Here is a 26294-nt window from a genome sequence, read left to right on the forward strand (position 1 = left end):
ATATGACACAGCCCACACCATAGTTCACCCGACGCCTGTGTCGCCGCGAACGCGAAGATGTGATGAAGGACAGGCCCCGGCACCCGGCCGGGCGCCCCCCAAGCGGCCGGCCGCCGCGCCCCCGCTAGCCGCGCTTGCGCCCTGCACCCGCGGCCAGCTTGCACCCCGCAGGCAGCGCTGCCGTCCGCAGGTACGTGCGGATACCCAGGATCAGCGCCTCGGCCGCCGGGCTCAGCGGGTATTCCTTGTGGCGGATGATGCACATCGTGCGCACCACCGTCGGCCGCGCCAGCAGCGCGTAGGCCAGTTCCGGTTCCATCACGCGCTGCGCCGCCAGCGCGGGCAGCACCGCCACCCCCATGCCGGCCTTCACCAGCGCCGCCTGCGACGTGGTGCTGGACGCTTCGTAGAACGGCGCCGCGGCCTCGATCGGCAGGTCGGCGCGGGCCCGCAGCAGCGCCATGATGCCGGTCTCGTCCACCACCCCCACCAGTTTGCGGCCGGCCAGGTCCGCCCAGCGCATCGTGCCGTCGCGGCCCGGGCGCAGGTCGGCATCGTCGCGCCGATACAGCACGCCGAAGCGATCATCGAGCAGGGAGTCGAAGTGCAGCCCCGGCGCATCGGCCCAGCGGCTGGTCAGGCCGAAGTCGACCTCGCGCGTGGCCACCTTGCGCTGGATGCGGCCCGAGTTGTCGTCGCTGAGATATAGCCGGATGGCGGGGTATTGCGCCGCGAATGCGGCCGCCGCCGGCGCGATGATCTGGGTGATGGCCGATGGCGCCGCCGCCACGCCCACGCGGCCGCGTTCCAGCGCGCCAAAGCGCACCACGTCGCCGATGGCGCCGTCGAAGTCGGCCAGCAACCGCATCACGCGTGGCAGGAATTCCTCGCCTGCCGCCGTCAGCAGCACGCGCCGGCTGGTGCGGGCGAACAGCTGCGTGCCCAGCGCCTCTTCCAGCTGCCGCACCAGGCTGGTCACCGACGACTGCGTCTGGAACAGCCGCTTGGCCGCGTGCGTGAAACTGGATTCCTGCGCCACCGCCACAAAGGCGGTCAGGTGCTTGAGGGTGACATGCTTGGGCAGGCGATGCATTTCAAATCACGATAGATGGATCAATAAAAACAATTTTTCCAGATTGATCGCGCCGACGATACTAGGGCCTTCAGCAAGCGCCTTCAGCAAAGGCCTTCAGCAAGGTCCGTTCTCAGGACGGCCCTTGGCGCAACAAGCGGCCGGCAGGCCCACATCAAGGCGGAGCGGCATGCAGGACAATCTGGATCTGGTCATCGAAGGCGGCTGGGTGATCGACGGGCTGGGCGGACCGCGCCGGCGCGCCGACGTCGGCATCCGCGCGCAGCGCATCGCCGCCATTGGCGATCTGTCGGCCACGCCCGCCGCGCGACGCATCGATGCCGCCGGCAAGATCGTGGCGCCGGGCTTCATCGACACCCACGGCCACGACGACCTGATGTTCGTCGAAAAGCCGGGCCTGGAATGGAAGACCAGCCAGGGCATCACGTCGGTGGTGGTGGGCAACTGCGGCATCAGCGGCGCCCCCGCGCCGCTGCCCGGCAACACCGCGGCCGCGCTGGCCTTGCTGGGCGAAACGCCGCTGTTCGGCGACATGGCCGAATACCTGGCCGCGTTGCAGGTGCAGCAGCCGATGATCAACGTCGCGGCGCTGGTGGGCCACGCCAACCTGCGCCTGGCGGTCATGCGCGACCCGGCGGCGCAGCCCACCGAGGCGGAACAGCAGGCCATGCAGCAGAGGCTGGCCCAGGCGCTGGACGCCGGCGCGGTCGGCTTCAGTACGGGCCTGGCCTATCAGCCGGGCGGGGTTGCGGGGCAAGCCGAACTGGACGGGCTGGCGCAGGTGGCGGCGGCGCGCGGCGCGCTGCACACCAGCCACATCCGCAACGAAGGCGATGCGGTCGAGGAAGCGGTCGACGAGGTGCTGTCGATCGGCCGGCGCACGGGCTGCGCCACGGTGCTGTCGCACCACAAATGCATGATGCCGGACAACTGGGGCAAAAGCCGCGCCACGCTGGCCAACATCGACCGCGCCCGCGCCGACGGGGTGGACGTGGCCCTGGACATCTACCCGTACCCGGGCAGTTCCACCATCCTGATTCCGGAGCGCGCCGATCTCATCGACGATATCCGCATCACCTGGTCGACCCCGCATCCCGAATGCGGCGGCCGGATGCTGGGCGAGATCGCCACGCAATGGGGCTGCGACCGCGCCGAGGCCGCACGCCGCCTGTGCCCGGCCGGCGCCATCTATTTCGCCATGGACGACGCTGAAGTGCGCCGCATCTTCCTGCACGATCGCTGCATGGTCGGGTCCGACGGCCTGCCCAACGACGCCCACCCGCATCCGCGGCTATGGGGCAGCTTCACGCGCGTGCTGGGGCGCTTCGTCCGGGAAGCCGAACTGCTGACGCTGGAAGCCGCGGTGGCCAAGATGACCGCGCTGCCGGCTCGCGTGTTCGGCCTCGCCGACCGGGGCCGCCTGACCGTGGGCGCCTGGGCCGACGTGGTGGTGTTCGATGCCGACACGGTCGAGGACCGCGCCACCTGGGACGCGCCCACGCTCGCATCCGCCGGCATCGAGCACGTGCTGGTCAATGGCTGCCCGGTGTTTCCGGCCCTGGCCGGTGCCCAGCGCCCCGGCCGGATACTGCGCCGCGAAGCCGTAGCGACCGATCCCGATTTTCCGCAATAACAAGCAGAACCCATCCTCACAGGAGACAAGCCTCATGATCCGCAAGACTTGCGTCGCCCTGGCGCTGGCCGCCGTATTGCCGGCCGCCCACGCTGAATTTCCCGACCGGCCCATCACCCTGATCGTGCCATTCCCGGCCGGCGGGCCCACCGACATCGTCGGCCGCCTGGCCGCGGCCAAGGCGGGCGAAATCCTGGGCCAGCAGATCGTGGTGGAAAACCGCACCGGGGCATCGGGCACCATCGGCATGGCCGCCACCGCGCGCGCCAAGCCGGACGGCTACACCGTGGGCCTGGCCACCGTCAGCACCCACGGCACCGCGCCGCACCTGTTTCCCAACCTGTCGTATGACCCGGTCAAGGATTTCACCCCGGTCAGCAACCTGGTCACCAGCCCCAATATCCTCAGCGTCAATCCGCAGTACCCGGCCAAGACGCTGGCCGAATTCGTCACGCACGTGCGCGCCAACCCGTCCAAGGACGGCTACGCCAATGCCGGCGCGGGCGGCATCAATGACCTGGGCATGATCTGGTTCCTGCAGATCACCGGCGGCAAGATGAACAGCATTTCGTATCGCGGCTCGGCGCCTGCGCTGACCGACACGGTGGGCGGCGTGGTGCCGGTCATCTTCGACAACTTCCCGTCGTCGCTGCCGTACATCAAGAGCCAGCACCTGCGCGCGCTGGCCATCACGGGCCCGGCCCGCAATCCGCGCCTGCCGGACGTGCCCACCTTTGCCGAGCAGGGGTACAAGGACTACGACGTCACCGCCTGGTACGGCGTGGTGGGCCCGGCCGGCCTGCCCGACGCGGTGCGCGACAAGCTGGCGCAGGCCTTTGCCCAGGCCGTGCGCGACCCCGCCACGGCGGCCAAGATGGAAGAGACCGGCGCGTTCCCGCTGGGCAACACGCCGGCGCAATTCGCCGAGCAGATCCGCACCGAGCGCGACCGCTGGAAAGCGGTGATCGACAAGGCGCAGATCAAGCTGCAATAAAGGAAGCGGGGCGGCGTTGCCTTGGCGTGAACGGCCCGGGCGGCGTTGCCGGCGCGGGATGCAAGGCGCCTGATGCCGGGGCGCCATGCCCCCGATTCAATACACGTCGCGCCGGTAGCGGCCATCGTGCAGCATCGCCTGCACCCTGTCCTCGCCCAGGATCTGGCGCAAGGCCGCATCCACGCCGCCAGCCATGCCTTGCAGGCTGCCGCAGACATAGACGGCGGCGCCATCGTCCACCCACGCCGCCACTTGCCGTGCCGCGTCCTGCAGGCCGTGCTGCACATAACGGCGTTCGGCCTGGTCGCGCGAATACACCGCGTCCACGCGGGCCAGCGTGCCGTCCTGGCGCCAGGCGTCGATCTCGGCTTTGCAAAAGGCGTCGTGCGCCGCATTGCGTTCGCCGAACAGCAGCCAGTTGCGCGTGTGCCCCGCGGCGCGGCGCGCCTTGATCAGCGCCCGCAGGCCCGCCAGGCCCGTGCCGTTGCCGATCAGGATCAGCGGCCGATCATCGTCCGGCGCATGGAAATTGCGATTGCTGCGTACCCGCAGGGCGATCTCGTCGCCCGGCTGCGCGATATGGGTCAGCCAGCCGCTGCCCAGGCCCAGCCCGCCATCGGCGGCGCGCATCTGGCGCACCAGCAATTGCAGCGCGCCCTCGGCAGGCAATGACGCAATCGAGTATTCACGGTGCGGCAGCAGCGGCCCGCCGCGTTCCTGGCGCGGGCCGATTTCAGCGATGTCGCCGGCCTGCCAGACGGGCGCTTCGCCGTCGGGCGGCGTCAGCGTCAGCAGATAGCAGGGGCCGCCCTGGCTGCCGGGGTTGAGACACTCGCGGTGCGCCAGGCGCCACGATTGATAGGCGGGGGCCTGCCAATCGGGCAGGTCGCTGCGGCCGGCCAGGAGACCCAGGTGATGCTGCCAGTGCCGCAGCGCGGCCGGGTCGCCATCGTCGACCTCGACGAGGTCGAACAGCGGCGTGGCGCCCTGGTCGTGCAGCCAATCATCCAGCCGATGACCGAAGCCGCAGAAGTGCGCGTAGTCGCTGTCGCCCAGCGCCAGCACGGCGTATTGCACGCCGGCCAGCGCGGCGGCGGGCGGCAGCACAGGCTCAGGGACTGCCGCCGCGTCAGGGCGCGTCAGGTGGTCGTGCGCGCCGTGCATGGCGTGTTCCGCGAACCCGGCCGCCGCGTCCGGCGGATCGCCTTCGCCGTAGGTGCTGGCAATGAACAGGATGCGGCGGTAGCTTGCCAACCGGGCAAGATCCAACTGTCCCAGCGGCACGACCTGTACGGCCAGGCCGCCGCTGCGCAAGGCGTCGGCGGTCTGGCCCGCCAGCGCCTCGGCATAGCCGGTCTGGCTGGCGTAGGCGATGAGCAGGGTGTCGGGGTGGGCCGGCGCATCCAGCCCGTGCCGCGTGGCCGCGGCCTGGGCCTGCCGTTGCCCGCGGCGCCAGGCCCAGCCGCACAGCAGCAGCCAGGCCAGCACCACGCACGCGGCGGTCATCCAGCGTAGCGTCATGGATCAGTGCTGTACGGCCAGCGCCTGGAAGGTGGCGGTGGCGCTGATGCGATAGCCGCCGGCCTCGCGCAGGATGAACAGGGCGGCCAGGCCGAGGCGTTCGGCATAGGCCAGGCCCTCGCGTTCGCCCAGCACCGTCAGCGCCGTGGCCAGCGCGTCGGCCTGCATGCAGCCGGCGTGCAGCACGGTGACCGACGCCACGCCATTGCGCACCGGCTGGCCGCTGCGCGGATCGATCGTGTGGGCATAGCGGGCATCGCCGTCGCCGGCATGGCGGCGGTAGTCGCCCGACGTGGCGATGCTCAGGTCGTGCAGCGGCAACGCCAGTGCGTGGTCATCGCTGCCGTCCGGCACTTCCACCGCCACGCGCCACGGCGCACCGTCGGGGCGCTTGCCGCGGGCGCGCAGTTCGCCGCCCACCTCCACCAGGTAGTCGGTGATGCCCAGCGCATCCAGCGCCTGGGCGGCGCGGTCCACGCCATAGCCCTTGGCAATCGATGACAGGTCCAGGTAGACGCCGCCCGGTTGCCAGGCGGCCTGGCGCGCCGGATCCAGCAGCACCCGTTGCCAGCCGCAGCGCTGGCGGGCCGCGTCGATGGCCGCGGGCGAGGGCGGCTCGAAGGCCCGCTGCCACGGCCCGAAGCCCCAGGCGTTGACCAGCGGCCCCACCGTCGGGTCATAGGCGCCGCCGCAGTCCTCGGCCAGCGCCAGCGCATGGCGCAGCACATGGAAGAACCCGGCGGGCAGTTCGCGCCAGCCGGGGCCGGCGCGGTTGTACCGGCTGATGTCGGCGTCCGCTTCCCAGGTGCTCATCTGGGCCACGACCTCGTCCAGCGCGGCCTGGATGGCCTGCCGCGCGGCCGCGTCCGTCGCGCCGGCGGGCAGCGCCAGCCGCGCCGACCAGGTGGTGCCCATGGTCGCGCCCGCCAGTGCGGCCGCGCGCCGGGGCAGCACGCCCAGGTCGACGCGAACCTGCAGGGCGGCTGCGCCACGCGGCGCATAGGACGGAACGGACGACATCGACGCGCCCGGGATCAGGGCTGCAGCACTTCGACGGTGCCGGCGTACGACAGGCGGCGCTTCTTGGCCTGCGGCACGCTGACCTTGGCGTCTTCGGTGCCGGCTTCGATCCAGTACAGGCCCGGCTGCGGCCACTTGACCGAGAACTTGCCGTCCTTGTCGGTCTTCAGGGCGATCTCGCCGACCTTGTCGCGGTAGCGGCTGCCGCCCGGCACGATGGTCACGTCCAGGTCGGCGGCGGGCTTGCCGTCCAGCAGCAGCTGGAAGTTGGCCGATTCGCCGGTGAACAGGTCGTTGGGGTGGGTTGCAGGGGCCAGTTCCAGGCCGCGGCCCACCGGCTTGATGGCCGAGGGCTTGCCGGCCGTGACGAAGGTTTCGACGCGGCCCAGGCTTTGCGTCACTTCCAGGTCGGCGGCGTTGGCCGGCACGGCCTGGGCCAGGCCTTCCGGCTTGCCGAAGTAGCGCTTGGGCTTGCCGTCTTCTTTCCAGCGGGCGAATACGCCGTCGTTCACCACTGCGATGCGGTAGGTGCCGGCCTGCTTGAGCTGCAGGTCGAAGGTGCTGCGCAGCTTGCCGCGATTCAGGTTCTCGGCTTCGGCGGCCGAGCCGTCCGGGGCCACCACGGCCAGGCCGTCCAGGCGCAGCGGCGCGTGGTTGAAGTAGAACTTGTCGTTGCCCACCGCGGCATCCACGGTGATCCAGCTGTCGGTGCCCGACAGCACGGTCGACGACGGCACCATCCAGACGTCATGGGCCTGGGCGGCGAAGGGCAGGCTCAGCGCCAGGGCGGCGGCCAGTTTGGCGGCGGATTTCATGGTTGCGTTCCTTTTGCAGGGATGGGGGCGGATCAAGGTTTCAGGTCCAGGGCGATGGCGCCCAGTTCGTGTTCGCCGCGGGCCGTCAGTTGCTCGGCCTTTTGCGGCGGCCACTGGAAGGGAATGCGCAGCAGCTCGCGGCCGCCGACTTCGCGCGCGGCCTCGACCACCACGGCGTACTGGCCCGGCTTCAGGCCGGCCAGCGGCCTGGACGCCGCGTCAAAGCGCAGGGCGTGCTTGCCGGCGGGCTTGGTCGCGCCGCTTACGCCGTCCACGGGAAAGGTCTGGTTGCGGCCGCTGCGGCGCCACCACTGGCGCATGTCCTTGAGCCATTCGGTGCCTTCGTTGTTCTTCTTGGCCACGTCGTACCAGACGGCCAGGTCGGCCGCCACGCTCTGGTCGGGGTTCTCGATCCAGATGGCGACGTACGGGCGGTGGTATTCGGCCACGTCCAGGCGCGGCACTTCGATGGACAGGCCGATGTCGGCGGCGTGGGCCGTTCGGGCGATCAGGCCGGCCAACAGGGCCGACAGCAACAACTTGCGCATGGAAATCTCCAGGGCGGATCGGATGAATCAGTGAATGAAGAGCAGCGCCAGCACCAGCGGGATCACGACGCCCAGCCCGACCATGGGCCAGGTCGCGCCGCGATTGCCCGCGTGCATCTTGAGCAGCACCAGCCCGGTCAGCGAAAAGACCAGACAGGCAATGGCGAAAATGTCCAGGAACCAGCTCCAGGCCAGCCCCGTGTTGCGGCCCTTGTGCAGGTCGTTCAGGTAGGCGATCCAGCCGCGGTCGGTGCGTTCGTATTCGACATCGCCGCTGGCCCGGTCGATCGACAGCCAGGCATCGCCGCCAGCGCGCGGCAGCGATACGTAGACTTCGCCGGCCGACCATTCCGCGGGCTTGCCTGCCGCCCCGGCGTCCAGTTCCGCGTCCAGCCATTGGGTGACGGGGGCGGGCAGGGGGGCTTTCTTCTGATTGGCCGGAAGGGTCAACTGCGCCAGCAGGGCGTCGGGCAGACGGGCTTCGCGGCTGGTCACGACCGCCTTCGATTCGATGTGCGAGGCGTTGTTCAGCGTCAGGCCGGTGATGGCGAACAGCAGCATGCCCAGCAGGCAGAGCGCCGAGCTGATCCAATGCCATTGGTGCAGCGTCTTGAGCCAGTAGGCCCGGCGCCGGGGGGATGCGTGACTGTCCATGAGGTGGGCAAAATTCAAGGGCCGGATTCTAGCATTCAAATGAGAATTACTCTTATAAAACACTTTATTAACGTGCGAAGCGATTTCAATCGATTTCGGACCCATTTCCCCGCGCGGCGATAAGATAGGGCACCCGTTACCACCACCGGAGGTCGTCATGCTGGAACAGCAAGTGGTTGATCAGATCGGTCGTCATTGGGGTTGGGTCGCGCTGCGCGGGGGGATCGCCATCCTGTTCGGCCTGATGGCCCTGTTCATGCCCGCCATCACCCTGTCGGCGCTGGTGCTGGTGTGGGGCGCATTCGCGCTGGTCGATGGGGTGCTGGCGCTGGTCGCGGGCATCCGCATCCGCGACCAGGGCAAGCCGTTGTGGGCGCTGATCATCGTCGGCCTGCTGGGCGTCGCGGCCGGCATCGTGACCTTCCTGTGGCCTGGCCTGACCGCGCTGGTGCTGCTTTACATCATCGCGATATGGGCGCTGGTGGCGGGGGTGTTCCAGGTCATTGCCGCGATCCGCTTTCGCAAGGACATCCACAACGAGTGGTTCCTGGGCCTGTCGGGGCTGGTTTCGATCCTGTTCGGCGCCATGCTGATCGCGCAACCGGGGGCGGGCGCGCTGGCGCTGGTATGGGTCATCGGCATCTATGCGGTGTTCTTTGGCATACTGCTGCTGGTCTTTTCCCTGCGCCTGAAGCAGCACCGCGCCCCTTGAGCCCATGTCCGTCTACCAGACCCTGATCCCCCTGAATTTCCTGGCCGTCGGCGTGGGGGCCATGCTCGGCGCATGGGCCCGCTGGCTGGCCAGCCTGTGGCTCAACACCGCGTCCTGGCCCTGGGGCACGCTGGCGGTCAATCTGGCGGGGGGGTATCTGGTGGGGGTGGCGCTGGCACTGGTGGCCGGCCACCCGGAATGGCCGGCCTGGGTGCGGCTGGGCGCCATCACCGGATTCATGGGCGGCCTGACCACGTTTTCGACTTTCTCGGCCGAAACCGTTGCCATGCTGGAGCGTGGCGCCTATGCCGGCGCGCTCGGCTATGCCGGCTTCAGCCTGTTGGGATCCTTGCTGTTGACGGGCCTGGGGCTGGCCACGGTCAATCTGCTGCGTTGAAGTCGCCGCGTCGGGCCCGACGCAGGCCGGCGCGGCGGGCGCCGCCGCACGCGGCGACGGCCCGGGGCGGACAAGCTCAGTCGCCCGCGCGCGGATTGAGCACCCGCGCCGCTTCCAGGCCGCTGCGCACCGCGCCTTCCAGCACGCCGGGGTAGCCGGTGTCGGTCCAGTCGCCAGCCAGGGCCAGCGTGGGCCACGGCGTGGTGTTCAGCGGCCGATGCAGGCCCGGCACCGCGGCGAAGGTGGCGCGCTTTTCGATGAACAGTTCCGCGGACGACACTTCCGGCATCGGCGGCAGCCGTTGCGGGTGGCCCGCGGCCTGCTCGGCCACCTGGTCGATCAGCGCTTCGATGGCCTGCTGGCGGTTGCGATCGGTCAGCGTGGTGGCGGCGCTGGCCACCACCGCCAGTTCGCCCACCTGCGCGTCGCCCGCCAATTGGGCGCGATCGAACAGCCATTGGCCGACGTGGCCGCGCGCGCGTTCCTCGCGCAGCATCATCATGGGTTCAGGCAGGCGCCAGGGCTCGGCCAGCCGCAAGTTGAGCGTGGCGATCGGCAGGTAGTCGAAGGCGCGCAGCGCATCCAGCAAGCCGGTCGCGCCGGCCGCCCGCAGCGGCGCGTCGAGCAGGCGCGCGGCAAAGGTCGGCGGCACGGCCAGCACGGCCGCATCAAAGCGTTCCTGGTTGATGTCGATGCCGTCCGCCGACGGGTGCAACTGGCGCACCGTGCTGCCGTAGCGCATGGTGACCAGGCGCGCGGCGGCGTCGGGCCACAGCGCCGACAGGTCGGTGCAGGGCAGCAGCAGGTCGCTGTCTTCGCGGCGGCCGGCCAGGCTGTCGCGCAGCACGCGGGCAAACAGCACGGCGCTGGCGGTGGCCAGCGGCGTGTTCAGGGCGGCCAGGCAAAGGGGTTCCCAGACCTGGCGGATCAGCGCGTCGGACTGCGCGTGATAGTGCAGCAGTTGCTGCACGGTCCAGTCGCGCGGGGGCGTCCAGGACATCGCGCGCAGGCCGCGCATCAGCCGCAGCGTGGCCAGGCGATCGCCCCACGACAGGCCGCGGGCGCGCAGGATCGCCACCGCCATGTGCAGGGGGGCCGGCAGGCGCGGGGCCGACAGCCGGAAGCGGCCGTCCAGGCTGGCCAGCCGCAGGGGCCGGCGCATCAGCAGCGCATCGGGGTTGCGGCCCACCCGGCGCATCAGCGCCAGCGTGTGCTTGTAGGCGCCCGACAGCAGGTGCTGGCCATTGTCCAGGGGGGAGTCGAAAGCGTCGTGAAAGACGCGCCGGGCGCGCCCGCCGGGCGTGTGGCCGGCCTCAAAGACCGTGACCTTGGCGCCGGCCTCGCGCAGGGCGACGCTGGCGGCCAGCCCGGCCCAGCCGGCGCCGATGACTGCGGCCTTCATCGTGCCAACCGGCGGACCAGTCCACGTCCGCCGCCCACCCAGGTCTTCCAGGCCAGCCAGAGCTTGCGCAGGGGCGTCAGCGAAATGCGCTGATGCAGCACCTGCCAGTTGTCGCGTTCGATCTCGTCGAGCAGCGCGTGGTAGATCGCCGCCATCATCAGGCCGGGGCGCTGTGCGCGCCGGTCGGTCTCGGGCAGGCTGCGCATGGCGTCGCGGTACAGCTCGCGGGCGCGGTCGGCCTGGAACTTCATCAGGGCCGAGAAGCGCTCGGAATACTCGCCATTCAGGATGTCCGAGGCCTTGACCTCGAACTGCTGCATGTCGTTGACCGGAATGTAGATGCGACCGCGGCGGGCGTCGTCGCCCACGTCGCGGATGATGTTGGTCATCTGGAACGCCAGGCCCAGCTTTTCGGCATAGACCAGCGTGGCCGGATCGGTATAGCCGAACACGCCGGCCGACAGCTCGCCCACCACGCCGGCCGCATGCCAGCAGTACTTGCGCAGGCCGGGCCAGTCCAGGTAGCGGGTCTGGTCCAGGTCCATTTCCATGCCGTCGACGATGGCCAGCAGGCGTTCGCGGGTGATCGAACAGCTTTGCAGGTGCGGCTGCAGCGCGCGGGTCACGGGATGGTCGGGCTTGCCGTCGAACATCTGGTCGACCTGCGTGCGCCACCAGGCCAGCTTGATGCGCGCCAGCGACGGGTCGGTGCATTCGTCCACCACGTCGTCGACTTCGCGGCAATACGCATACAGCGCCGTGATGGCGCGGCGCCGTTCGGGCGGCAGGAACAGGAAGGAATAGTAGAAGCTGGAACCGCTTTTGGCGGCTTTCTCCTGGCAGTACTCGTCAGGGGTCATAGTTGGCAGGGCCGGTTACTTACTTGATAGAGCGCCACAACATGATGGCCCAGTCTTTGGCGCCCAATTCGGGGCGATTCATGAATACATCGTAGCCGCCTGCCTCGATACGCTCCAGCACGCGCAGGCCGCCTTGCACCACCAGGCGCAGTTCCAGGCCGATGCGGCCCGGCAGGCGGCGCGCCAGCGGAGCGCCGAAGTGTAGCAGCGCGCGCGTGCGCTCGATCTCGAACGCCATCAGCTCGCGCCAGGCGGGCGTCAGGCGGGCCGCGGCGAGGTCTTCTTCGGACACGCCGAAGCGGCGCAGGTCTTCCTGCGGAATATAGACGCGGTGCTTGTGCCAATCGACCCGCACATCCTGCCAGAAGTTCACTTGCTGCAAGCCGGTGCAGATGGCGTCCGACTGTTCGACGTTCTGCGGCTCGGCCGCGCCGAACAGATGCAGCATCAGGCGGCCCACCGGATTGGCCGAGCGGGTGCAGTAGTCGGCCAGGGTGGCGTAATCGTCGTAGCGCTTGACGCTGATGTCCTGCTCGAAGGCGGACAAGAGGTCGTAGAAAGGGGTGATGGGCAACTGGTGCCGGGCAATGGTGGCCGCCAGCGGCACGAAGATGCTGGCCAATTCGGGCGCGCCGGGGGCGGGCACGGTGCCGGGTTCGGCGCCGATGCGGTGCAGTTCGGCGCGAAACGCCGCCAGCTGGGCCAGGCGTTCGGCGTCGTCGGCGCTGCCTTCGTCGGCAATGTCGTCGGCGGCGCGGGCAAACCGGTACAGATCGGTCACGGCGCCGCGCAGCCGTCGCGGCAGCAGCAGCGAGGCAACGGGGAAATTCTCGTAGTGATCGATGGGCATATGGGGTCCTGCGGTCTGGCCAGGGCGGGCCGGATCCGAGTCATTTTAGAGTACGCCGGGCGGCGCGATCCTGCTGCTGGTGCCACGCCGATCAGTTAGACTTAAGCGCCACAGGATCTCATACCATGCCCCGCCCAGTCTCTGCCACCGTTTCCGTCTCTGCCCTGGCGCACAACCTGGCCGCCGTGCGCCGCCACCTCGACCAGACCGCCGCCGCCGCTTCGGGCCTGCCGCCCTCGATCTGGGCGGTCATCAAGGCCAATGCCTACGGCCACGGCATCGAGCAGGCCGTCGCCGGCTTCTCCAAGGCGCAGGGCCTGGCCATGCTCGACCTGGACGAAGCCGTGCGCTGCCGCGAAGCCGGCTGGGGCGGCCCGATCCTGCTGCTCGAAGGTTTCTTCAACCCGTCCGACCTCGACCTCGTCGACCGCTACCACCTGAGCACCACCGTGCACCAGCGCGAACAGCTCGACATGCTGGCGCGGGCGCGGCTGTCGCGCCGGGTCGACATCATGCTCAAGCTCAACAGCGGCATGAACCGGCTGGGCTTTTCGCCGGCCGCCTACCTGGCCGCGCACGAACGCGCCCAGTTGCTGCAGCAGCAGGGCACGGTCGGCTCGATCGGCAAAATGACCCACTTCGCCTGCGCCGACGGCCCCCAGGGCGTCAGCGAGCAAATGGCGGTCTTCAATTCGGTGACGCATAAGTTGCCCGGACCGGTCAGCGTCTGCAATTCGGCGGCCACCCTGCGTTTCGCCGACATCGCCGTGGCCTCGGAAAACCAGGCCCACTGGGTCCGCCCCGGCATCTGCCTGTACGGCGCGTCGCCGTTCGCCGATGCCGACGCGGCCTCGTTCGGCCTGAAGCCCGCCATGTCGCTGCGCTCGGAAATCATTGCCGTGCAGGAACTGAAGGCCGGCGACTCGGTCGGCTACGGCGCGCTGTTCCGGGCCGACCGCGCCATGCGGGTCGGCATCGTGGCCTGCGGCTACGCCGACGGCTACCCCCGCCACGCCGCCACCGGCACCCCGGTGGCCGTGGCCGGCATCCGTACCCGCCTGGTGGGCCGGGTGTCGATGGACATGCTGATCGTCGATCTGGACCCCATTCCCGCCGCAGGCGTCGGCACCCCGGTGTCGCTGTGGGGCGAAGACGGCCCCTCGGTGGACGAAGTCGCCCTGGCCGCGGGCACCATCGGCTACGAGCTGCTCTGCGCCCTGGCGCCTCGCGTGCCGGTCACCCGCGACGCCTGAGCCATTCAGGGGGGATGTCCCCCTTCCGGTTGCCCTCGGATGGGGGGCCTTTCCCCAGGGCGGGATGGTGTCCAGCGTGCAAGAATTGCTACGCAATTTACAAGACAGCCACCGCCGGATGGTGTCTACTTGAAAAAACCGGGCGCCCAGGCGCCCGTTTTCGACCCAGTAAACAATCAACGAGGTTTCGATCCATGAAGGACAAATGCGTGCTCATTACGGGCGCCACCAAAGGCATAGGCTGGGCGCTTACTCAGCGGCTGTCCGACATGGGTTGTCATGTGGTCGGCATCGCGCGCAATACCGGCGATGTGGACTTCCCCGGCTACCTCTATGCCTGTGACCTCGCCGATGCCGGCCGCACCGAAGAGGTGCTGCGCGAAATCCGCGAGAAATTCCCCGTCGATGCCGTCGTCAACAACGTCGGCATCGCCTCGCCCCAGCCGCTGGGCGAAATCGACCTGGCCACCCTGTACAACGTGCTGGACCTGAACGTGCGCGTGGCCGTGCAGGTCACGCAGGCCTTCATCGAATCGATGAAAGTGCGCCGCGCCGGCCGCATCGTCAACGTCTGTAGCCGTGCCATCCATGGCGGCCTCGAACGCACCGCCTATTCGGCCGCCAAGAGCGCGCTGGTGGGCTGCACCCGTACCTGGGCGCTCGAACTGGCCGAATACGGCGTCACCGCCAACGCGGTGGCCCCGGGCCCGATCGAAACCGAAATGTTCCGCGCCACCCGCCCGGCGGGCAGCGAAGGCGAAAAACGCGCCTTGGCCTCGGTACCCATGAAGCGCCTGGGCACGCCGGCCGAAGTGGCCGCCGCCATCGCCTTCCTGCTGTCGGACGACGCCGGCTTCATCACCGGCCAGGTGCTGGGCGTGGATGGCGGCGGCAGCCTGGGCGGCCGCTCCTGACCTGACGCTAGCGGGCGCGGATCGTATCTGCACCCTGCAAGACAGACCGGCCCGCTGCAAGCGGGCCGGTTTTCGTTGGGGTGTGATGACCGGGGCGTGGCGGCCGAAGCTGGGTAATCTCGGGGCGCGCGTCAAGGCCGGGGCGCCATCGTCCCCCAAGGCTTCAATACGGCCCGTTGGCCGCGTCCACCGTCTTCACGTTCTTGAATTCGCCCGCCAGCTTTTCCGCGGCGCGCGCGAGCAGCACGGCATCCACCCCCACCGCCACGAAGGTCGCGCCCAGCGACAGGTAATGGCGCGCCTGCGGCACGCCGCTATGCAGGATGCCGGCGGACTTGCCCGACTTGACGATGCGGGCGATGGCCGCGTCGATGACCTGGGTGACTTCGGGGTGCTCGGGCTTGCCCAGGTAACCCATGCTGGCCGACAGGTCGGCCGGGCCGATGAAGGCGCCGTCGACCCCATCCACCGCCAGGATCTCGTCCAGCGCGTCGATGCCGCGCGGCGTCTCGATCTGTACCAGCACGCACATTTCGTCGTTGGCGCGTTCGAGATAATCGGGAATGCGGTTCCAGCGCGACGACCGGGCCAGCGCGCTGCCTACGCCGCGGATGCCGGCCGGCGGGTAGCGCACCGCGGCCACGGCGGCCGCGGCTTCTTCGGCCGACTGCACCATGGGCACCAGCAGGGTCTGCGCGCCGGTGTCCAGGATCTGCTTGATCTGCACCGGGTCGTTCCAGGCCGGCCGCACCACCGGCGCCACCGGATAGGCGGCCACCGATTGCAGCTGGGCCAGCGTGGTCTGCAGCGTGTTGGGGGCGTGTTCGCCGTCGATCAGCAGCCAGTCGAAGCCGGCGCCGGCACAGATTTCAGACGTATAGGCGCTGGCCAGCCCGGCCCACAGGCCGATCTGGGGTTTGCCGGCGCGCAGGGCGCGCTTGAAGTGGTTGGTCAGGATATCCATGGGCTGCGTGGGGATCAGATGAAGTGGCAGTTGACGGAACCCAGCACGCCGTAATCGACATTGAAGGTATCGCCGGGGCGGGCCAGCACCGGGCGGGTGAACGACCCCGACAGGATGATCTCGCCTGCTTCCAGCGCCACGTCGTGGGCGGCCAGCTTGTTAGCCAGCCATACTACGCCATTGGCGGGGTGATTCAAGACGCCGGCGGCCACGCCGGTTTCCTCGATCACCGCGTTGCGCGACAGGATCGCGCCGACCCAGCGCAGGTCCAGCTCGTTCATCTTCACGGGCCGTCCGCCCATCACCACGCCCGCGTTGGCGGCATTGTCGGCGATGGTGTCGAACACCTTGCGCGGCCGCTTGCTGTCGGGGTCGATGCTGTGCGAGCGCGCATCGATGATCTCCAGCGCCGGAATCACGTAGTCCACCGCGTCGTACACCTGGAACAAGGTCACGTCGGGCCCGCGCAGCGGCTTGCCCAGCACGAAGGCCAGTTCCACTTCCAGGCGCGGCAGGATGAAGCGGCCTGCGGGAATGTCGCTGCCGTCGGCAAAGAACATATCGTCCAGCAGCATGCCGAAATCGGGCTCGTCGATCTGCGAGGCCTGCTGCATGGCGCGCGAGGTCAGGCCGATCTTGTGGCCGCGCTTGATGCGGCCTTCGCCCAGCTTGATGTCCATCCAGGCGCGCTGGATGGCGTAGGCATCGGCGATGGTGATGTCGGGGTGCTCCAGCGAGATCTGGCGGATCTGCTGGCGGGTGCGTTCAGCCTCGTGCAGGCGGGCGGCAATGGCGTGTACGGTGGGGGAGTCGAGCATGGCGAAGGTCCGGATAAAAGGAGTGTCAGGCGGGGTAGGGGGCCAGCGTGTTCACGAGCCGGCCGATGCCGTCGATCTCGGTCACGACTTCGTCGCCGGGGTTGACGTTGACGATGCCGTCGGGCGTGCCCGTCAGGATCAGGTCCCCGGGCGATAGCGTCATGAAACTGCTGAAGTATTCGATCAGGGCGGGAATGTCGAACACCATGTCGCGGGTATTGCCGCGCTGGGTTTCGAGGCCGTTGACGGTGGTGCGCAGGTCCAGGTTCATCGGGTCGGGCACGTCGTCGCGGTCCACCAGCCAGGGCCCCAGCGGCGTGCAGGTGTCGCGGCTTTTCACGCGCAGGTTCGGGCGGTACCAGTTTTCCAGGTAGTCGCGCAGCGCGTAGTCGTTGGCCACGGTATAGCCCGCCACGTAGTCGTAGGCCTGGCCGCGTGCGACGTTGCGGGCGGTCTTGCCTATCACGACCGCCAGTTCGCACTCGTAGTGCATGAAGGCCACGTCGGCCGGGCGCAGCGTCTGCGCGCGGTGGCCGACGAATGTGTTGGCCGCCTTCAGGAAACCCAGCGGTTCGTCCGGCGCCTTGAACGCCAGTTCCCGCGCGTGGTCGGCGTAGTTGATGGCCAGCGTGAAGGTGGTGCGCGGTTCGACGGGCGGCAGCCAGGTGACGGCGTCTTCCGCCAGGCAGCGGCCGTCGGCCAGGCGCACCTGGCCGGGGCCGGCTTCGGTGGCGGCGTGGATGGCGCCTTCAAAGACGATGCGTGCGTGTTTCATGGCGGGTTCCGGGATGCGTCGGCCAGGGCGTTGCCCAGGGTGCCCACCTGGGCGATGCGGATGTCGTAGCGCTGCCCGGCGCGGGCGCGCGGCGGCTCGGCGGGGATGCCGGTGAGCAGGATGTCGCCGGGTTCGAAACGCATGAACGCGGTGACGTCGGCAATCAACCGCGCGACCGGCCGAACCCGATCGGCCGTCGTCGCGCGCTGTACCACTTCGCCGTCGACGCGCACTTCGATTTCCAGCGCGTCCGGGTCCGTCACCGCCGCTGCGGGCGCAAGATCGCGGCCCATGGGGCAGAAGCCGTCGCGGCACTGCTGCTTGAGGGCGGGCCGGAAGTAGCTGGCGTGCGGCGCCGACAGGTCGGCCACCACGCGGTATCCGGCCACGTAATCCAGGGCGTCGGCTTCGCGCACGCGGGTGGCGCGGCGGCCAAAGACGATGCCCAGGCAGGCGCCGATCGATATCTCGGGCACATCCGGCGGCAGCATGATCACGTCGCCATCGGCGGCATAGGTGTTGGCGGGCTTGATGTACAGCACCGGCGCCTGCGGCGGCGCCTTGTAGGGCGGCGCGTGGACGGCCTCGCCCAGCGCGGCCAGGGCCTGGCGGCTGTTCAGCGCTACGCCGACCACCGTGCGCGGCAGGGCGGCGCGGGCCGCCGCCGCGCGATCGGTCAGGTACTCGCGATAGTTGTTGCGCTTGTAGTTCAGCACCGGGTCGGCCTCTTCGACCTGCAGCGAAATGCCCAGCGGCCGGCGCGCCATTTCCGCGGCCAGGGCGCGGTCCAGCGCCTGGAACACGCGTTCGCCCAGCGCCGCCTGCTGCGCGGCGCTGCGGCCGTGGCCGATGCGCAGCAGCACGTGCACGAACGCGTTGTCGGGGTGGCCGTCCACGATCAGGTAGTCATCCACCCGCACGGCGCGGGTGCGGGCGCCGGCCAGCGGGTACAGGCTGCCGTCGCCCACGGCCGCGTCCTGCACCACGCGCATCAGCGCACGGGTGTCCAGGTCGAGATTGGCGGAATACTCAATCCAGATGTGTGGCATGGCAGGCGTGGGACAAGCCCCCTCCGGCAGATATTGTTAGCATGTTAATTATCATAGTGAAAAAGCCCGTGGGCGGCAATGCGGGCCGCAAGGGGTTTTCCGCCGTTGACAGCGGCAATTTCCCGGGCATAAAGTTAACGAGTTAACTAAATATTCGGCGGGCCGAAGATCCGGCCCTCAACGGCCGACAAGGAGACACGCGTGAGCATCAAGCACTGGATCAACGGCAAGCAGGTCGACAGCGCCGACCGCTTCATCACCTACGACCCCGCCACGGGCGAGGCCATCGACGAAGTCGCCGCGGGCGGCCAGGCGGAAATCGACGCCGCCGTCGCGGCCGCCGCCGACGCCTTTCCCAAGTGGGCCGGCACGCCCGCCAAGGAACGCGCGCGGTTGATGCGCCGGCTGGGCGAACTGATCGACCGCAACGTGCCGCATCTGGCCGAGCTGGAAACCCGCGACACCGGCCTGCCGATCTCGCAGACCCGCAAGCAGCTCATCCCGCGCGCGTCCGAGAACTTCACCTTCTTTGCCGAAGTCTGCACGCGCATGAATGGCCACACCTATCCGGTGGACGACCAGATGCTGAACTACACGCTCTACCAGCCGGTGGGCGTGTGCGCGCTGGTGTCGCCCTGGAACGTGCCCTTCATGACCGCCACCTGGAAGACCGCGCCCTGCCTGGCGCTGGGCAATACCGCGGTGCTGAAGATGTCGGAACTGTCGCCGCTGACCGCCGACCAGCTGGGCCTGCTGGCGCTGGAAGCCGGCATTCCGCCCGGTGTGCTGAACGTGGTGCAAGGCGATGGCGCGACCGCCGGCGACGCGCTGGTGCGCCATCCCGGCGTGCGCGCCATTTCGTTCACCGGCGGCACCGTCACCGGCAAGAAGATCCTGACCAGCGCCGGCGGCATCAAGAAGTTCTCGATGGAACTGGGCGGCAAGTCGCCCGTGCTGGTGTTCGACGACGCCGATGTCGAGCGCGCGCTGGACGCGGCCTTGTTCACCATCTTCTCGCTCAACGGTGAACGCTGCACCGCCGGTTCGCGCATCTTCGTGCAGGAATCCATCTACGCCGACTTCGTGCGCCGCTTCGCCGAACGCGCCCAGCGCCTGGTGGTGGGCGACCCCACCGACGAGGCCACGCACGTGGGCGCGATGATCACGCGCCCGCACTGGGAAAAGGTCACCGGCTACATCCGCCTGGCCGAACAAGAGGGCGCCCGCATCCTGGCCGGCGGCGCCGACGCCCCGCAGGGCCTGCCCGCGCGCCTGGCGGGCGGCAATTTCGTGCGCCCCACGGTGCTGGCCGACGTCGACAACCGCATGCGCTGCGCCCAGGAAGAGATCTTCGGCCCGGTCGCCTGCCTGATCCCGTTCAAGGACGAGGCCCACGGCCTGGCGCTGGCCAACGACGTCAAGTACGGCCTGGCGTCGTACATCTGGACGAGCGACATCGGCCGCGCCCACCGCCTGGCGCGCGGCATCGAGGCCGGCATGGTGTTCATCAACAGCCAGAACGTGCGCGACCTGCGCCAGCCGTTCGGCGGCACCAAGGAATCGGGCACGGGCCGCGAGGGCGGCGAATACAGCTACGAGGTGTTCGCCGAGATCAAGAACGTCTGCGTCTCGATGGGCAGCCACCACATCCCCAAATGGGGCGCCTGAGCCCCCCTCAGCATCCGGAGACAACACCATGGGCAAGCTCGCGCTGGCGGCCAAGGTAACGCATGTGCCGTCCATGTACTTATCCGAAATGCCCGGCCGGCATCACGGCTGCCGCGAGGCCGCCATCCAGGGGCATCGCAGCATTGGCCAACGTTGCCGCGACCTGGACGTGGATACGCTGGTCGTGCTGGACGTGCACTGGCTGGTCAACGCCGGCTATCACGTCAATTGCAACGAACGCTTCTCGGGCTGCTACACCAGCAACGAGCTGCCGCACTTCATCAAGGACATGGACTACGCCTACCGGGGCGATCCGGCGCTGGGGCGGCGCATCGCCGACTGCGCCAGCGCGGCCGGCGTGGCCACGCGCGCCCACGAAATAGCCAGCCTGGAACTGGAATACGGCACGCTGGTGCCGATGCGCTACATGAATGGCGACGACCGCTTCAAGGTCGTGTCGGTGGCGGCCTGGTGCGCCTGGCACGCGCTGGACGACAGCCGCCGCTTCGGCGCGGCGCTGCGCCAGGCCATCGAGCAGGGCGACAGCCGGGTGGCGGTGCTGGCCAGCGGGTCGTTGTCGCATCGCTTCAACGACAACAACAGCCCCGAAGCCGCCATGCACCAGATCAGCCGCGAGTTCTACCGCCAGGTCGACCTGCGGGTGGTGGAGCTGTGGCGCCAGGGCGACTGGAAGACCTTCTGCGCCATGCTGCCCGAATACGCCGAGCTGTGCGTGGGCGAGGGCGGCATGCACGACACCGCCATGCTGCTGGGTTTGCTGGGCTGGGATGCCTACGACCGCCCGGCCGAGATCGTGACGGACTACTTCACGAGTTCGGGCACCGGGCAGATCAATGCGATCCTGCCCGTGCCGGACTGATCCCGGGCCGGGCGGGCGCCGGCCCCGCCGGGGCGATTCAACGGATGCGCCAGGCGGGCGCCGGGCCGTGCGGGGGGCTACTCCGCGGTCGCGGGCTCACGCTTGATCAGCTCGACCATTGCGTCGACGTCGGCGTACAGGCGGTCGAGCAGTTCCTTGCCGATGCGGGCCTCGATTTCCTGGTACTTCGCATCCACTTGCGGCCGCATCCGGTCGATCAGCTTGTTGCTCTTGGCGGTCAGCGAAATCTCCTGGCGCCGCTGGTCGGCGTTGGAACGCACGCGCTTGATCAGGCCCTGTTCTTCCATGCCGGCCAGCATGCGGGTCAGGCTGGGGCTCAGGATCTGGCAACTGCGGGCAATCTGGTTGGGTTCCATGGAACCCACTTCGCTCAGGGTGCGCAGCACCCGCCATTGCTGTTCGGTCACGCCCGCGGCGTGCAATATCGGCCGGAAATGCGCCATGAGGGTTTCGCGCGCAAAAAGCAGCAGATGGGGAAGGTTGCGGTGGTGGAAGCTCGGACTCATGGCGGCCATGTTAGCAAGAAGCCGTTCGATTTCTTGAGGGTATCAACGTCCAGGCCCGCAACGAATGCGGGCCTGGGGGAAACGGAACGCGGGAAAAAACGGGGTCAGGAAGCGGGGTTCTGCTGCGCCAGCTCGTGCAGGTCGTCGGGCAGCGTCAGGTCGGGGGCGCCTTGTTGCAGCTCGCGCAGGGCGGCGACGGCCTCGTCCTGCTGGTCGTCCTGCATCAGGCTGCGGATATGCGCCACACGGGCTTCGATGTCCTGTTCACTGAAGGCGACGACCTCGGCGGTGGCGGCCTCGGCCGGTTGCTCGGCGGCGGCTTGCTCGGTGGCCTCGGCGGCTTGCGGCGCCGGGGCGGCGATCTGCACGGCCGGTTGGGCCTGCGCGTCTGCCGGCGCCTGCGCGGCACGCTGGGCCGGCGCGGGCGCGGGCTGGGGGGCAGGGGTGTCCGCAGCCATCATCGGACGAGGGGCGGGCGCGCGCTCGGCCGCAGTGCCGACTTCGTGGGGCACGGCCAGCTGGGCGTTCATGTCGGCCATCTCGGCGCTTTCGCGCATGTCGGTCCAGGCGAACACGCCGGCCACGATCGCCAGGCACGAGGCCGCCGCCCAGCCGGGATGCCAGCTGCGGCCGGGATGCCAGGTGCGGCGCACGGCCGCTTCCAATTCGGGGCTGCCGCCTGCCCTGGGTTTGCGATACAGGGCGCGCAAATCCAGGTCGTCGTCTTCGTCGAAGGGGGGGCGATAGGTGATGCTCATGCGCGTACTCCTCGCGCTTACGCCTGGTGGCAGGGCGTATTCGCGTTTGACCTCTGCTAGTGCCGCGCCGGTGGTCCGGCGATCTCGTCCAGGCTCGGGTCGTGTTCCGGTTTAGATGTTGATTATGCGCGATTTGAAGAAATCTGCCAGTGAATTTCGTGTATTTGCAGGCTGTAACTTCACGGTGTCCCCGATTGTGCAAGGAATCTGAAAGGTGCGTGCACCAGCGCGGGGCAAAACGTGTCGCAAACGTGCGCACGCGCAGGCCGACGAGGCGGGCTTGCCGGTACACTTTCGCCCATGGCCAAATCCCGAACCGTCTACGTGTGCGCCGAATGCGGCGGCACGACCCCCAAGTGGCAAGGCAAGTGTCCGCACTGCAATGCCTGGAACACCCTCGAAGAAACCGTGGAATCGTCGGCGCCCGCCGCCGCCGCGCACCGCTACGCGCCGCTGGCTTCCAGCAGCCCGGTGCGCAGCCTGTCCGAGATCGAGGCCCGCGAAACCCCTCGCCAGCCTACCGGGCTGGAAGAATTCGACCGCGTGCTGGGCGGCGGCCTGGTGGCCGGCGCCGTGGTGCTGATCGGCGGCGACCCGGGCATCGGCAAATCCACCTTGCTGCTGCAAGCCCTGGCCTCGCTGTCTGAAACCACCAACGTGCTGTATGTCACCGGCGAAGAATCCGCCGAGCAGGTGGCGCTGCGCGCGCGCCGGCTGGGCCTGCAGACCGGCAATATCAACCTGCTGGCGGAAATCCGCCTTGAAGCCATCCAGGCGGCGGTATCCGAGCAAAAGCCCACCGTGGCCGTGATCGACTCGATCCAGACCCTGTACAGCGGCGAACTCACCGCCGCGCCGGGGTCCGTGTCGCAGGTGCGCGAATGCGCCGCGCAGCTCACGCGGCTGGCCAAGCAGACGGGCATCGCCATCGTCATGATCGGCCACGTCACCAAAGACGGGGCGCTGGCCGGGCCGCGCGTGCTCGAACACATCGTCGACACCGTGCTCTACTTCGAGGGCGACACGCATTCGTCCTTCCGCCTGGTGCGCGCCTTCAAGAACCGTTTCGGCGCCGTCAACGAACTGGGTGTCTTCGCCATGACCGACCGCGGCCTGCGCGGCGTGGCCAACCCGTCGGCCCTGTTCCTGTCGCAGCACGAGCAGCAGGTGGCCGGTTCGTGCGTCATGGCCACGCAAGAGGGCACGCGCCCGCTGCTGGTCGAGATCCAGGCGCTGGTCGACAGTTCCCACGCGCCCAATCCCCGCCGCCTGACCGTCGGCCTGGAAGGCAACCGCCTGGCCATGCTGCTGGCGGTGCTGCATCGCCACGCGGGCGTCTCCACCTTCGACCAGGACGTCTTCGTCAATGCCGTGGGCGGGGTGCGCATCACCGAACCCGCGGCCGACCTGCCGGTGTTGCTGGCCATCATGTCATCGCTGCGCGACCGGCCGCTGCCCCGCGGCCTGATCGCCTTCGGCGAAGTCGGCCTGGCCGGCGAGATCCGTCCGGCACCGCGCGGCCAGGAACGCCTGCGCGAAGCCGCCAAGCTGGGTTTTTCCATTGCCCTCATTCCCAAGGCCAATGCGCCGCGCCAGCCTATCGAAGGGCTCGAGATCTGGGCGGTCGACCGCCTGGATGCCGCGCTGGACAAACTGCGCTGACAGGAGCTTGACGTGAGTCTGTGGCTTATCGCCCTGTGCCTGGGCGCGGGGTGCCTTATCGGCTTCATGGGCGGCGTGCTGGGCATCGGCGGGGGCATGATCGCCATCCCCGCGCTGGTGCTGCTGATGGGCATGTCGCAACAGCTGGCGCAGGGCACCGCCCTGATCATGGTGTTGCCCACCATCATGATGGCCGTGCGCAAATACAACCAGCAGACCCGCATCGACCGGCGCGTGGCGCTGGCCGGGGCCGGGGGCGCGGTAGTGTTCACCTGGGTCGGGGCCCGGCTGGCGCTGGGCATCGATTCCAGCACGCTGCGCCTGAGCTTCGCGGTGTTTCTCTTTTTCATCGCGCTGTTCTACGCCTGGCAGACCTGGCGGGCGGGCGTGGCCGCGCGCTCGCCCAAGCCCGCCGCGGGCCGCACGGCGCCGGTGTTCACGCCGCGCCGCGCCAGTGTGCTGGGCGTGCTGTGCGGCACGCTGGGCGGTTTTTTCGGCGTGGGCGGCGCGGTGCTGGCCGTGCCCATCATCACCTCGGTCTTTCGCCTGCCGCAGACCACCGCCCAGGCGCTGGCCCTGTGCATGGTGATACCCGGGTCCGCGGTGGCGCTGGTCACCTATTCCTGGGCCGGGCAGGCCGCCTGGCTGGTGGGCCTGCCGCTGGCTGCCGGCAGCCTCTTGTTCGTGCCGGTGGGCGTGCGGCTGGCCTATCGGCTGCCTGAACGCAAGCTGAGAGCCTGCTTTGCCGCCATGCTGTTCGCCACCGTGGCGCTGCTGGCATTTGAAAGCTGAGGGCGGGCGCGCGCTGCGCGTTTGTCACCATCTCATGACGAAGCGTTAGCGCCGGAAAATTTCCTGTTCCGCGCTGAACCTTCGGCCGGGGGCGGGTTCCAACGGAGTACGGGTCATGCGGCGATGTTGCCGCCCCGAGTAGGAAAGGCCTTCGGGCCGATACCATCAGGAGTTCATGCAATGACGACACACTCCCGTATCGCTGCGTTCTTGTCTACCTCGGCCTTGTGCCTTGGCCTTGCTGCCGCGCCTTCGGCGTTCGCGGCGGGCGCCGATGCCACGACCAAGGCGGGCGATACCAAGACCCACGCGCAGCACAAGCAGCACAAGGCCGACAAGACCTCCGCCAAGCCGGCGGCGCCCAAGGCGGGCGCTGCCAAGACGGATGCATCGGGTGCCATGGCGCCCGCGAAGTAAGGCAGTACCTCAGTAAGGCAGTACCTCAGTAACCGTAGTTCGCAGTAAATCTTCAACCGCAGTAAATCTTCAACCGCAGTAAGCTCTCTAACCGCAGTGAATCTTCAATCGCAGTACCGCAGTACCGCATTGCCGGGCCGCAAGGTCCAAGTTCCTTTGCAAACGGCGGATGGCCCCCGGGCCTGAAAGCCGAAAGCCTCTCGGTATGGGCACCGAGAGGCTTTTTCGTTTGGGCGCCGCGCATCGCGCGGACCCTGTCGGGTATGTGGGGCAGGCGATGACGCCCGCCACCCGCATCACTCCACCGGCGTGATCACGCGGCCGGTATCGAAGTAGGCCTGCAGGTTTTCCAGCATCAGGTCTTCCATCGACTGGCGCGTTTCCAGCGTGGCGCTGCCGATGTGCGGCAGCAGCACGGCCTGGTCGCTCTTGATCAGCGCGTCGGGCACCTTGGGTTCGTGTTCGAACACGTCCAGCGCCGCGCAGCCGAGCTTGCCGGCTTCCAGCGCGGCCACCAACGCGGCCTCGTCGATGACCGGGCCGCGTGCGATGTTGACGATGATGCCCTTGGGGCCCAGGGCTTCGAGCACTTCGCGGTTGACCAGGTGGCGCGTGCTGGGGCCGCCCACGGTGGCCACGATCAGGAAGTCGGCCCAGGCTGCCAGGTCGGTCAGCGAGGCTGCGTAGCCGTAGTCGATATCGTCGCGCTTTCTGCGGTTGTGATAGCGCACCTGCATGTCAAAGCCGATGCCGCGGCGGGCGATGGCCTCGCCGATGCGGCCCAGGCCGACGATGCCGAGCTTCTTGCCGCTGACGCGCTGGCCCAGCGGAATGCTGCCGTGCACCTGGCCCCATTGGCCGGCGCGCACGAAGCGTTCGCCCTGGCCCATGCGGCGCGCACCGGCGATCAAGAGGCCCCAGGCCAGGTCCGCCACGCAATCGGTCAACACGTCCGGCGTGTTGCTGACCTGCACGCCGCGCTGGTGCGCCGCGGCCACGTCGATGGTCTCGTAGCCCACACCCCAGCTGCAGATGGCCTTCAGGTCGGGCAGCGCGTTGATGAGTTCGGCGTTGGCGCCGAAGTTGGCCGACGTGACGACGGCGGTCACGCCCTTGCCCAGCTCGGCCAGCGCGGCCTTGCGGTCCGGCTGTTTCCACAGTTCGATGACGTCGTAGCGCTGCGCAAGGCGCTGGTTCGCGGAGGGCGAGCCGGCCAGCGAGCCGACCTGGATGATGCGATGCTTGGTGGTCATGTTGTCGTACGGGAGGGTGGCAAAACGTTCATGCTACTTGATCCTGCCTGGAATCCGGCTGAGAG

The 26294-nt window shown here is 68.8% G+C and carries 27 protein-coding genes; 11 read left to right on the plus strand and 16 right to left on the minus strand.

The genetic code is table 11. The features are described from left to right. Positions 1-124: 124 nt before the first annotated feature. Positions 125-1093: a LysR family transcriptional regulator gene (locus AC6LJ2_RS26105; protein ID WP_498152480.1), complete on the minus strand. Its 969-nt coding sequence runs from the start codon at positions 1091-1093 to the stop codon at positions 125-127. A 169-nt stretch (positions 1094-1262) separates the two neighbouring features. On the opposite strand from AC6LJ2_RS26105, the gene AC6LJ2_RS26110 reads away from it, so the two are divergent. Together AC6LJ2_RS26110 and AC6LJ2_RS26115 are read left to right on the plus strand one after the other, a co-directional pair. Beyond that, a complete protein-coding gene (locus tag AC6LJ2_RS26110; protein ID WP_498152481.1) occupies positions 1263-2726 on the plus strand; it encodes an N-acyl-D-glutamate deacylase in 1464 nt (487 codons plus the stop codon). Between the two features lie 34 nt (positions 2727-2760). Next, positions 2761-3720: a tripartite tricarboxylate transporter substrate binding protein BugE gene (locus AC6LJ2_RS26115; RefSeq protein ID WP_263911040.1), complete on the plus strand. Its 960-nt coding sequence runs from the start codon at positions 2761-2763 to the stop codon at positions 3718-3720. A gap of 96 nt (positions 3721-3816) precedes the next feature. On the opposite strand, the gene AC6LJ2_RS26120 is transcribed toward AC6LJ2_RS26115, so the two are convergent. Genes AC6LJ2_RS26120 through AC6LJ2_RS26140 form a run of 5 tightly spaced genes read right to left on the minus strand, consistent with a single transcriptional unit; the run spans position 3817 to position 8278 of the window. After that, positions 3817-5241 carry a sulfite reductase subunit alpha gene (locus AC6LJ2_RS26120; protein ID WP_498152482.1) on the minus strand — a complete coding sequence of 475 codons (1425 nt, stop codon included), beginning with the start codon at positions 5239-5241 and terminating at the stop codon, positions 3817-3819. A 3-nt stretch (positions 5242-5244) separates the two neighbouring features. Next, positions 5245-6261 (minus strand): FAD:protein FMN transferase, encoded by a 1017-nt coding sequence (locus AC6LJ2_RS26125; RefSeq protein ID WP_498152483.1) that lies wholly within the window; start codon positions 6259-6261, stop codon positions 5245-5247. A gap of 14 nt (positions 6262-6275) precedes the next feature. Then, on the minus strand, positions 6276-7076 hold the full coding sequence (locus AC6LJ2_RS26130; protein ID WP_445656901.1) for a DUF4198 domain-containing protein: 801 nt from the start codon (positions 7074-7076) through the stop codon (positions 6276-6278). A gap of 32 nt (positions 7077-7108) precedes the next feature. Further along, positions 7109-7624 (minus strand): DUF2271 domain-containing protein, encoded by a 516-nt coding sequence (locus tag AC6LJ2_RS26135; RefSeq protein ID WP_498152484.1) that lies wholly within the window; start codon positions 7622-7624, stop codon positions 7109-7111. 27 nt (positions 7625-7651) lie between these two features. Beyond that, a complete protein-coding gene (locus AC6LJ2_RS26140; RefSeq protein WP_445656899.1) occupies positions 7652-8278 on the minus strand; it encodes a PepSY-associated TM helix domain-containing protein in 627 nt (208 codons plus the stop codon). Between the two features lie 157 nt (positions 8279-8435). On the opposite strand from AC6LJ2_RS26140, the gene AC6LJ2_RS26145 reads away from it, so the two are divergent. Both AC6LJ2_RS26145 and AC6LJ2_RS26150 read left to right on the plus strand, forming a co-directional pair. Then, a complete protein-coding gene (locus AC6LJ2_RS26145; RefSeq protein WP_263911032.1) occupies positions 8436-8990 on the plus strand; it encodes a DUF308 domain-containing protein in 555 nt (184 codons plus the stop codon). Between the two features lie 4 nt (positions 8991-8994). Next, complete coding sequence (locus AC6LJ2_RS26150; protein ID WP_263911031.1) at positions 8995-9387, plus strand: CrcB family protein; 393 nt, start codon at positions 8995-8997, stop codon at positions 9385-9387. A 76-nt stretch (positions 9388-9463) separates the two neighbouring features. On the opposite strand, the gene hpnE is transcribed toward AC6LJ2_RS26150, so the two are convergent. Genes hpnE through hpnC form a run of 3 tightly spaced genes read right to left on the minus strand, consistent with a single transcriptional unit; the run spans position 9464 to position 12499 of the window. Beyond that, entirely contained in the window at positions 9464-10789 is a 1326-nt protein-coding gene (hpnE, locus tag AC6LJ2_RS26155; RefSeq protein WP_445656897.1) for a hydroxysqualene dehydroxylase HpnE, read from the minus strand. Continuing rightward, positions 10786-11649, minus strand: a complete 864-nt coding sequence (gene hpnD / locus AC6LJ2_RS26160) for a presqualene diphosphate synthase HpnD (protein WP_263911028.1) — start codon at positions 11647-11649, stop codon at positions 10786-10788. The genes hpnE and hpnD overlap by 4 nt, the downstream gene beginning before the upstream one ends. A gap of 19 nt (positions 11650-11668) precedes the next feature. Then, positions 11669-12499 (minus strand): squalene synthase HpnC, encoded by an 831-nt coding sequence (gene hpnC, locus AC6LJ2_RS26165; RefSeq protein ID WP_445656896.1) that lies wholly within the window; start codon positions 12497-12499, stop codon positions 11669-11671. A 125-nt stretch (positions 12500-12624) separates the two neighbouring features. Here hpnC and alr point away from each other — a divergent pair, with 125 nt between their 5' ends. Both alr and AC6LJ2_RS26175 read left to right on the plus strand, forming a co-directional pair. Next, positions 12625-13752 carry an alanine racemase gene (alr, locus tag AC6LJ2_RS26170; RefSeq protein ID WP_445656895.1) on the plus strand — a complete coding sequence of 376 codons (1128 nt, stop codon included), beginning with the start codon at positions 12625-12627 and terminating at the stop codon, positions 13750-13752. A 194-nt stretch (positions 13753-13946) separates the two neighbouring features. Further along, positions 13947-14666 carry an SDR family oxidoreductase gene (locus tag AC6LJ2_RS26175; protein WP_006396065.1) on the plus strand — a complete coding sequence of 240 codons (720 nt, stop codon included), beginning with the start codon at positions 13947-13949 and terminating at the stop codon, positions 14664-14666. Between the two features lie 163 nt (positions 14667-14829). On the opposite strand, the gene hpaI is transcribed toward AC6LJ2_RS26175, so the two are convergent. The 4 genes from hpaI to AC6LJ2_RS26195 are packed head-to-tail and all read right to left on the minus strand — an operon-like array spanning position 14830 to position 18272. Further along, positions 14830-15630: a 4-hydroxy-2-oxoheptanedioate aldolase gene (gene hpaI, locus AC6LJ2_RS26180; protein WP_498152485.1), complete on the minus strand. Its 801-nt coding sequence runs from the start codon at positions 15628-15630 to the stop codon at positions 14830-14832. Between the two features lie 14 nt (positions 15631-15644). After that, positions 15645-16448: a 2-oxo-hept-4-ene-1,7-dioate hydratase gene (hpaH, locus tag AC6LJ2_RS26185; protein WP_263911021.1), complete on the minus strand. Its 804-nt coding sequence runs from the start codon at positions 16446-16448 to the stop codon at positions 15645-15647. Positions 16449-16473: 25 nt separating this feature from the next. Further along, entirely contained in the window at positions 16474-17223 is a 750-nt protein-coding gene (locus AC6LJ2_RS26190) for a fumarylacetoacetate hydrolase family protein (RefSeq protein ID WP_263911020.1), read from the minus strand. After that, entirely contained in the window at positions 17220-18272 is a 1053-nt protein-coding gene (locus tag AC6LJ2_RS26195) for a fumarylacetoacetate hydrolase family protein (RefSeq protein WP_498152486.1), read from the minus strand. Before AC6LJ2_RS26195 ends, AC6LJ2_RS26190 begins: the two co-directional genes overlap by 4 nt. Before the next feature lie 201 nt (positions 18273-18473). On the opposite strand from AC6LJ2_RS26195, the gene hpaE reads away from it, so the two are divergent. Both hpaE and hpaD read left to right on the plus strand, forming a co-directional pair. After that, positions 18474-19940, plus strand: a complete 1467-nt coding sequence (hpaE, locus tag AC6LJ2_RS26200) for a 5-carboxymethyl-2-hydroxymuconate semialdehyde dehydrogenase (RefSeq protein WP_263911017.1) — start codon at positions 18474-18476, stop codon at positions 19938-19940. A 28-nt stretch (positions 19941-19968) separates the two neighbouring features. After that, positions 19969-20820: a 3,4-dihydroxyphenylacetate 2,3-dioxygenase gene (gene hpaD, locus AC6LJ2_RS26205; RefSeq protein ID WP_263911014.1), complete on the plus strand. Its 852-nt coding sequence runs from the start codon at positions 19969-19971 to the stop codon at positions 20818-20820. A gap of 77 nt (positions 20821-20897) precedes the next feature. Here hpaD and hpaR read toward each other — a convergent pair whose 3' ends face one another. Continuing rightward, complete coding sequence (gene hpaR / locus AC6LJ2_RS26210) at positions 20898-21347, minus strand: homoprotocatechuate degradation operon regulator HpaR (RefSeq protein ID WP_263911013.1); 450 nt, start codon at positions 21345-21347, stop codon at positions 20898-20900. 104 nt (positions 21348-21451) lie between these two features. Further along, positions 21452-22105 carry a hypothetical protein gene (locus tag AC6LJ2_RS26215; RefSeq protein ID WP_263911012.1) on the minus strand — a complete coding sequence of 218 codons (654 nt, stop codon included), beginning with the start codon at positions 22103-22105 and terminating at the stop codon, positions 21452-21454. 300 nt (positions 22106-22405) lie between these two features. Here AC6LJ2_RS26215 and radA point away from each other — a divergent pair, with 300 nt between their 5' ends. The 3 genes from radA (at position 22406) to AC6LJ2_RS26230 (ending at position 24976) form a co-directional block, all read left to right on the plus strand. After that, the gene (radA, locus tag AC6LJ2_RS26220) at positions 22406-23767 is read left to right on the plus strand and encodes a DNA repair protein RadA (RefSeq protein WP_183005111.1); all 1362 of its coding nucleotides are present in this window, start codon (positions 22406-22408) and stop codon (positions 23765-23767) included. Positions 23768-23779: 12 nt separating this feature from the next. Next, positions 23780-24559 carry a sulfite exporter TauE/SafE family protein gene (locus AC6LJ2_RS26225; RefSeq protein WP_263911011.1) on the plus strand — a complete coding sequence of 260 codons (780 nt, stop codon included), beginning with the start codon at positions 23780-23782 and terminating at the stop codon, positions 24557-24559. Positions 24560-24739: 180 nt separating this feature from the next. Next, a complete protein-coding gene (locus AC6LJ2_RS26230; protein WP_263911009.1) occupies positions 24740-24976 on the plus strand; it encodes a hypothetical protein in 237 nt (78 codons plus the stop codon). Positions 24977-25272: 296 nt separating this feature from the next. Here AC6LJ2_RS26230 and AC6LJ2_RS26235 read toward each other — a convergent pair whose 3' ends face one another. After that, positions 25273-26229, minus strand: coding sequence for a 2-hydroxyacid dehydrogenase (locus tag AC6LJ2_RS26235; protein WP_498152487.1), 957 nt, complete (start codon positions 26227-26229; stop codon positions 25273-25275). Between the last annotated feature and the right edge of the window lie 65 nt (positions 26230-26294).

The sequence above is a fragment of the Achromobacter sp. 1014246743 genome, from assembly GCF_059760725.1.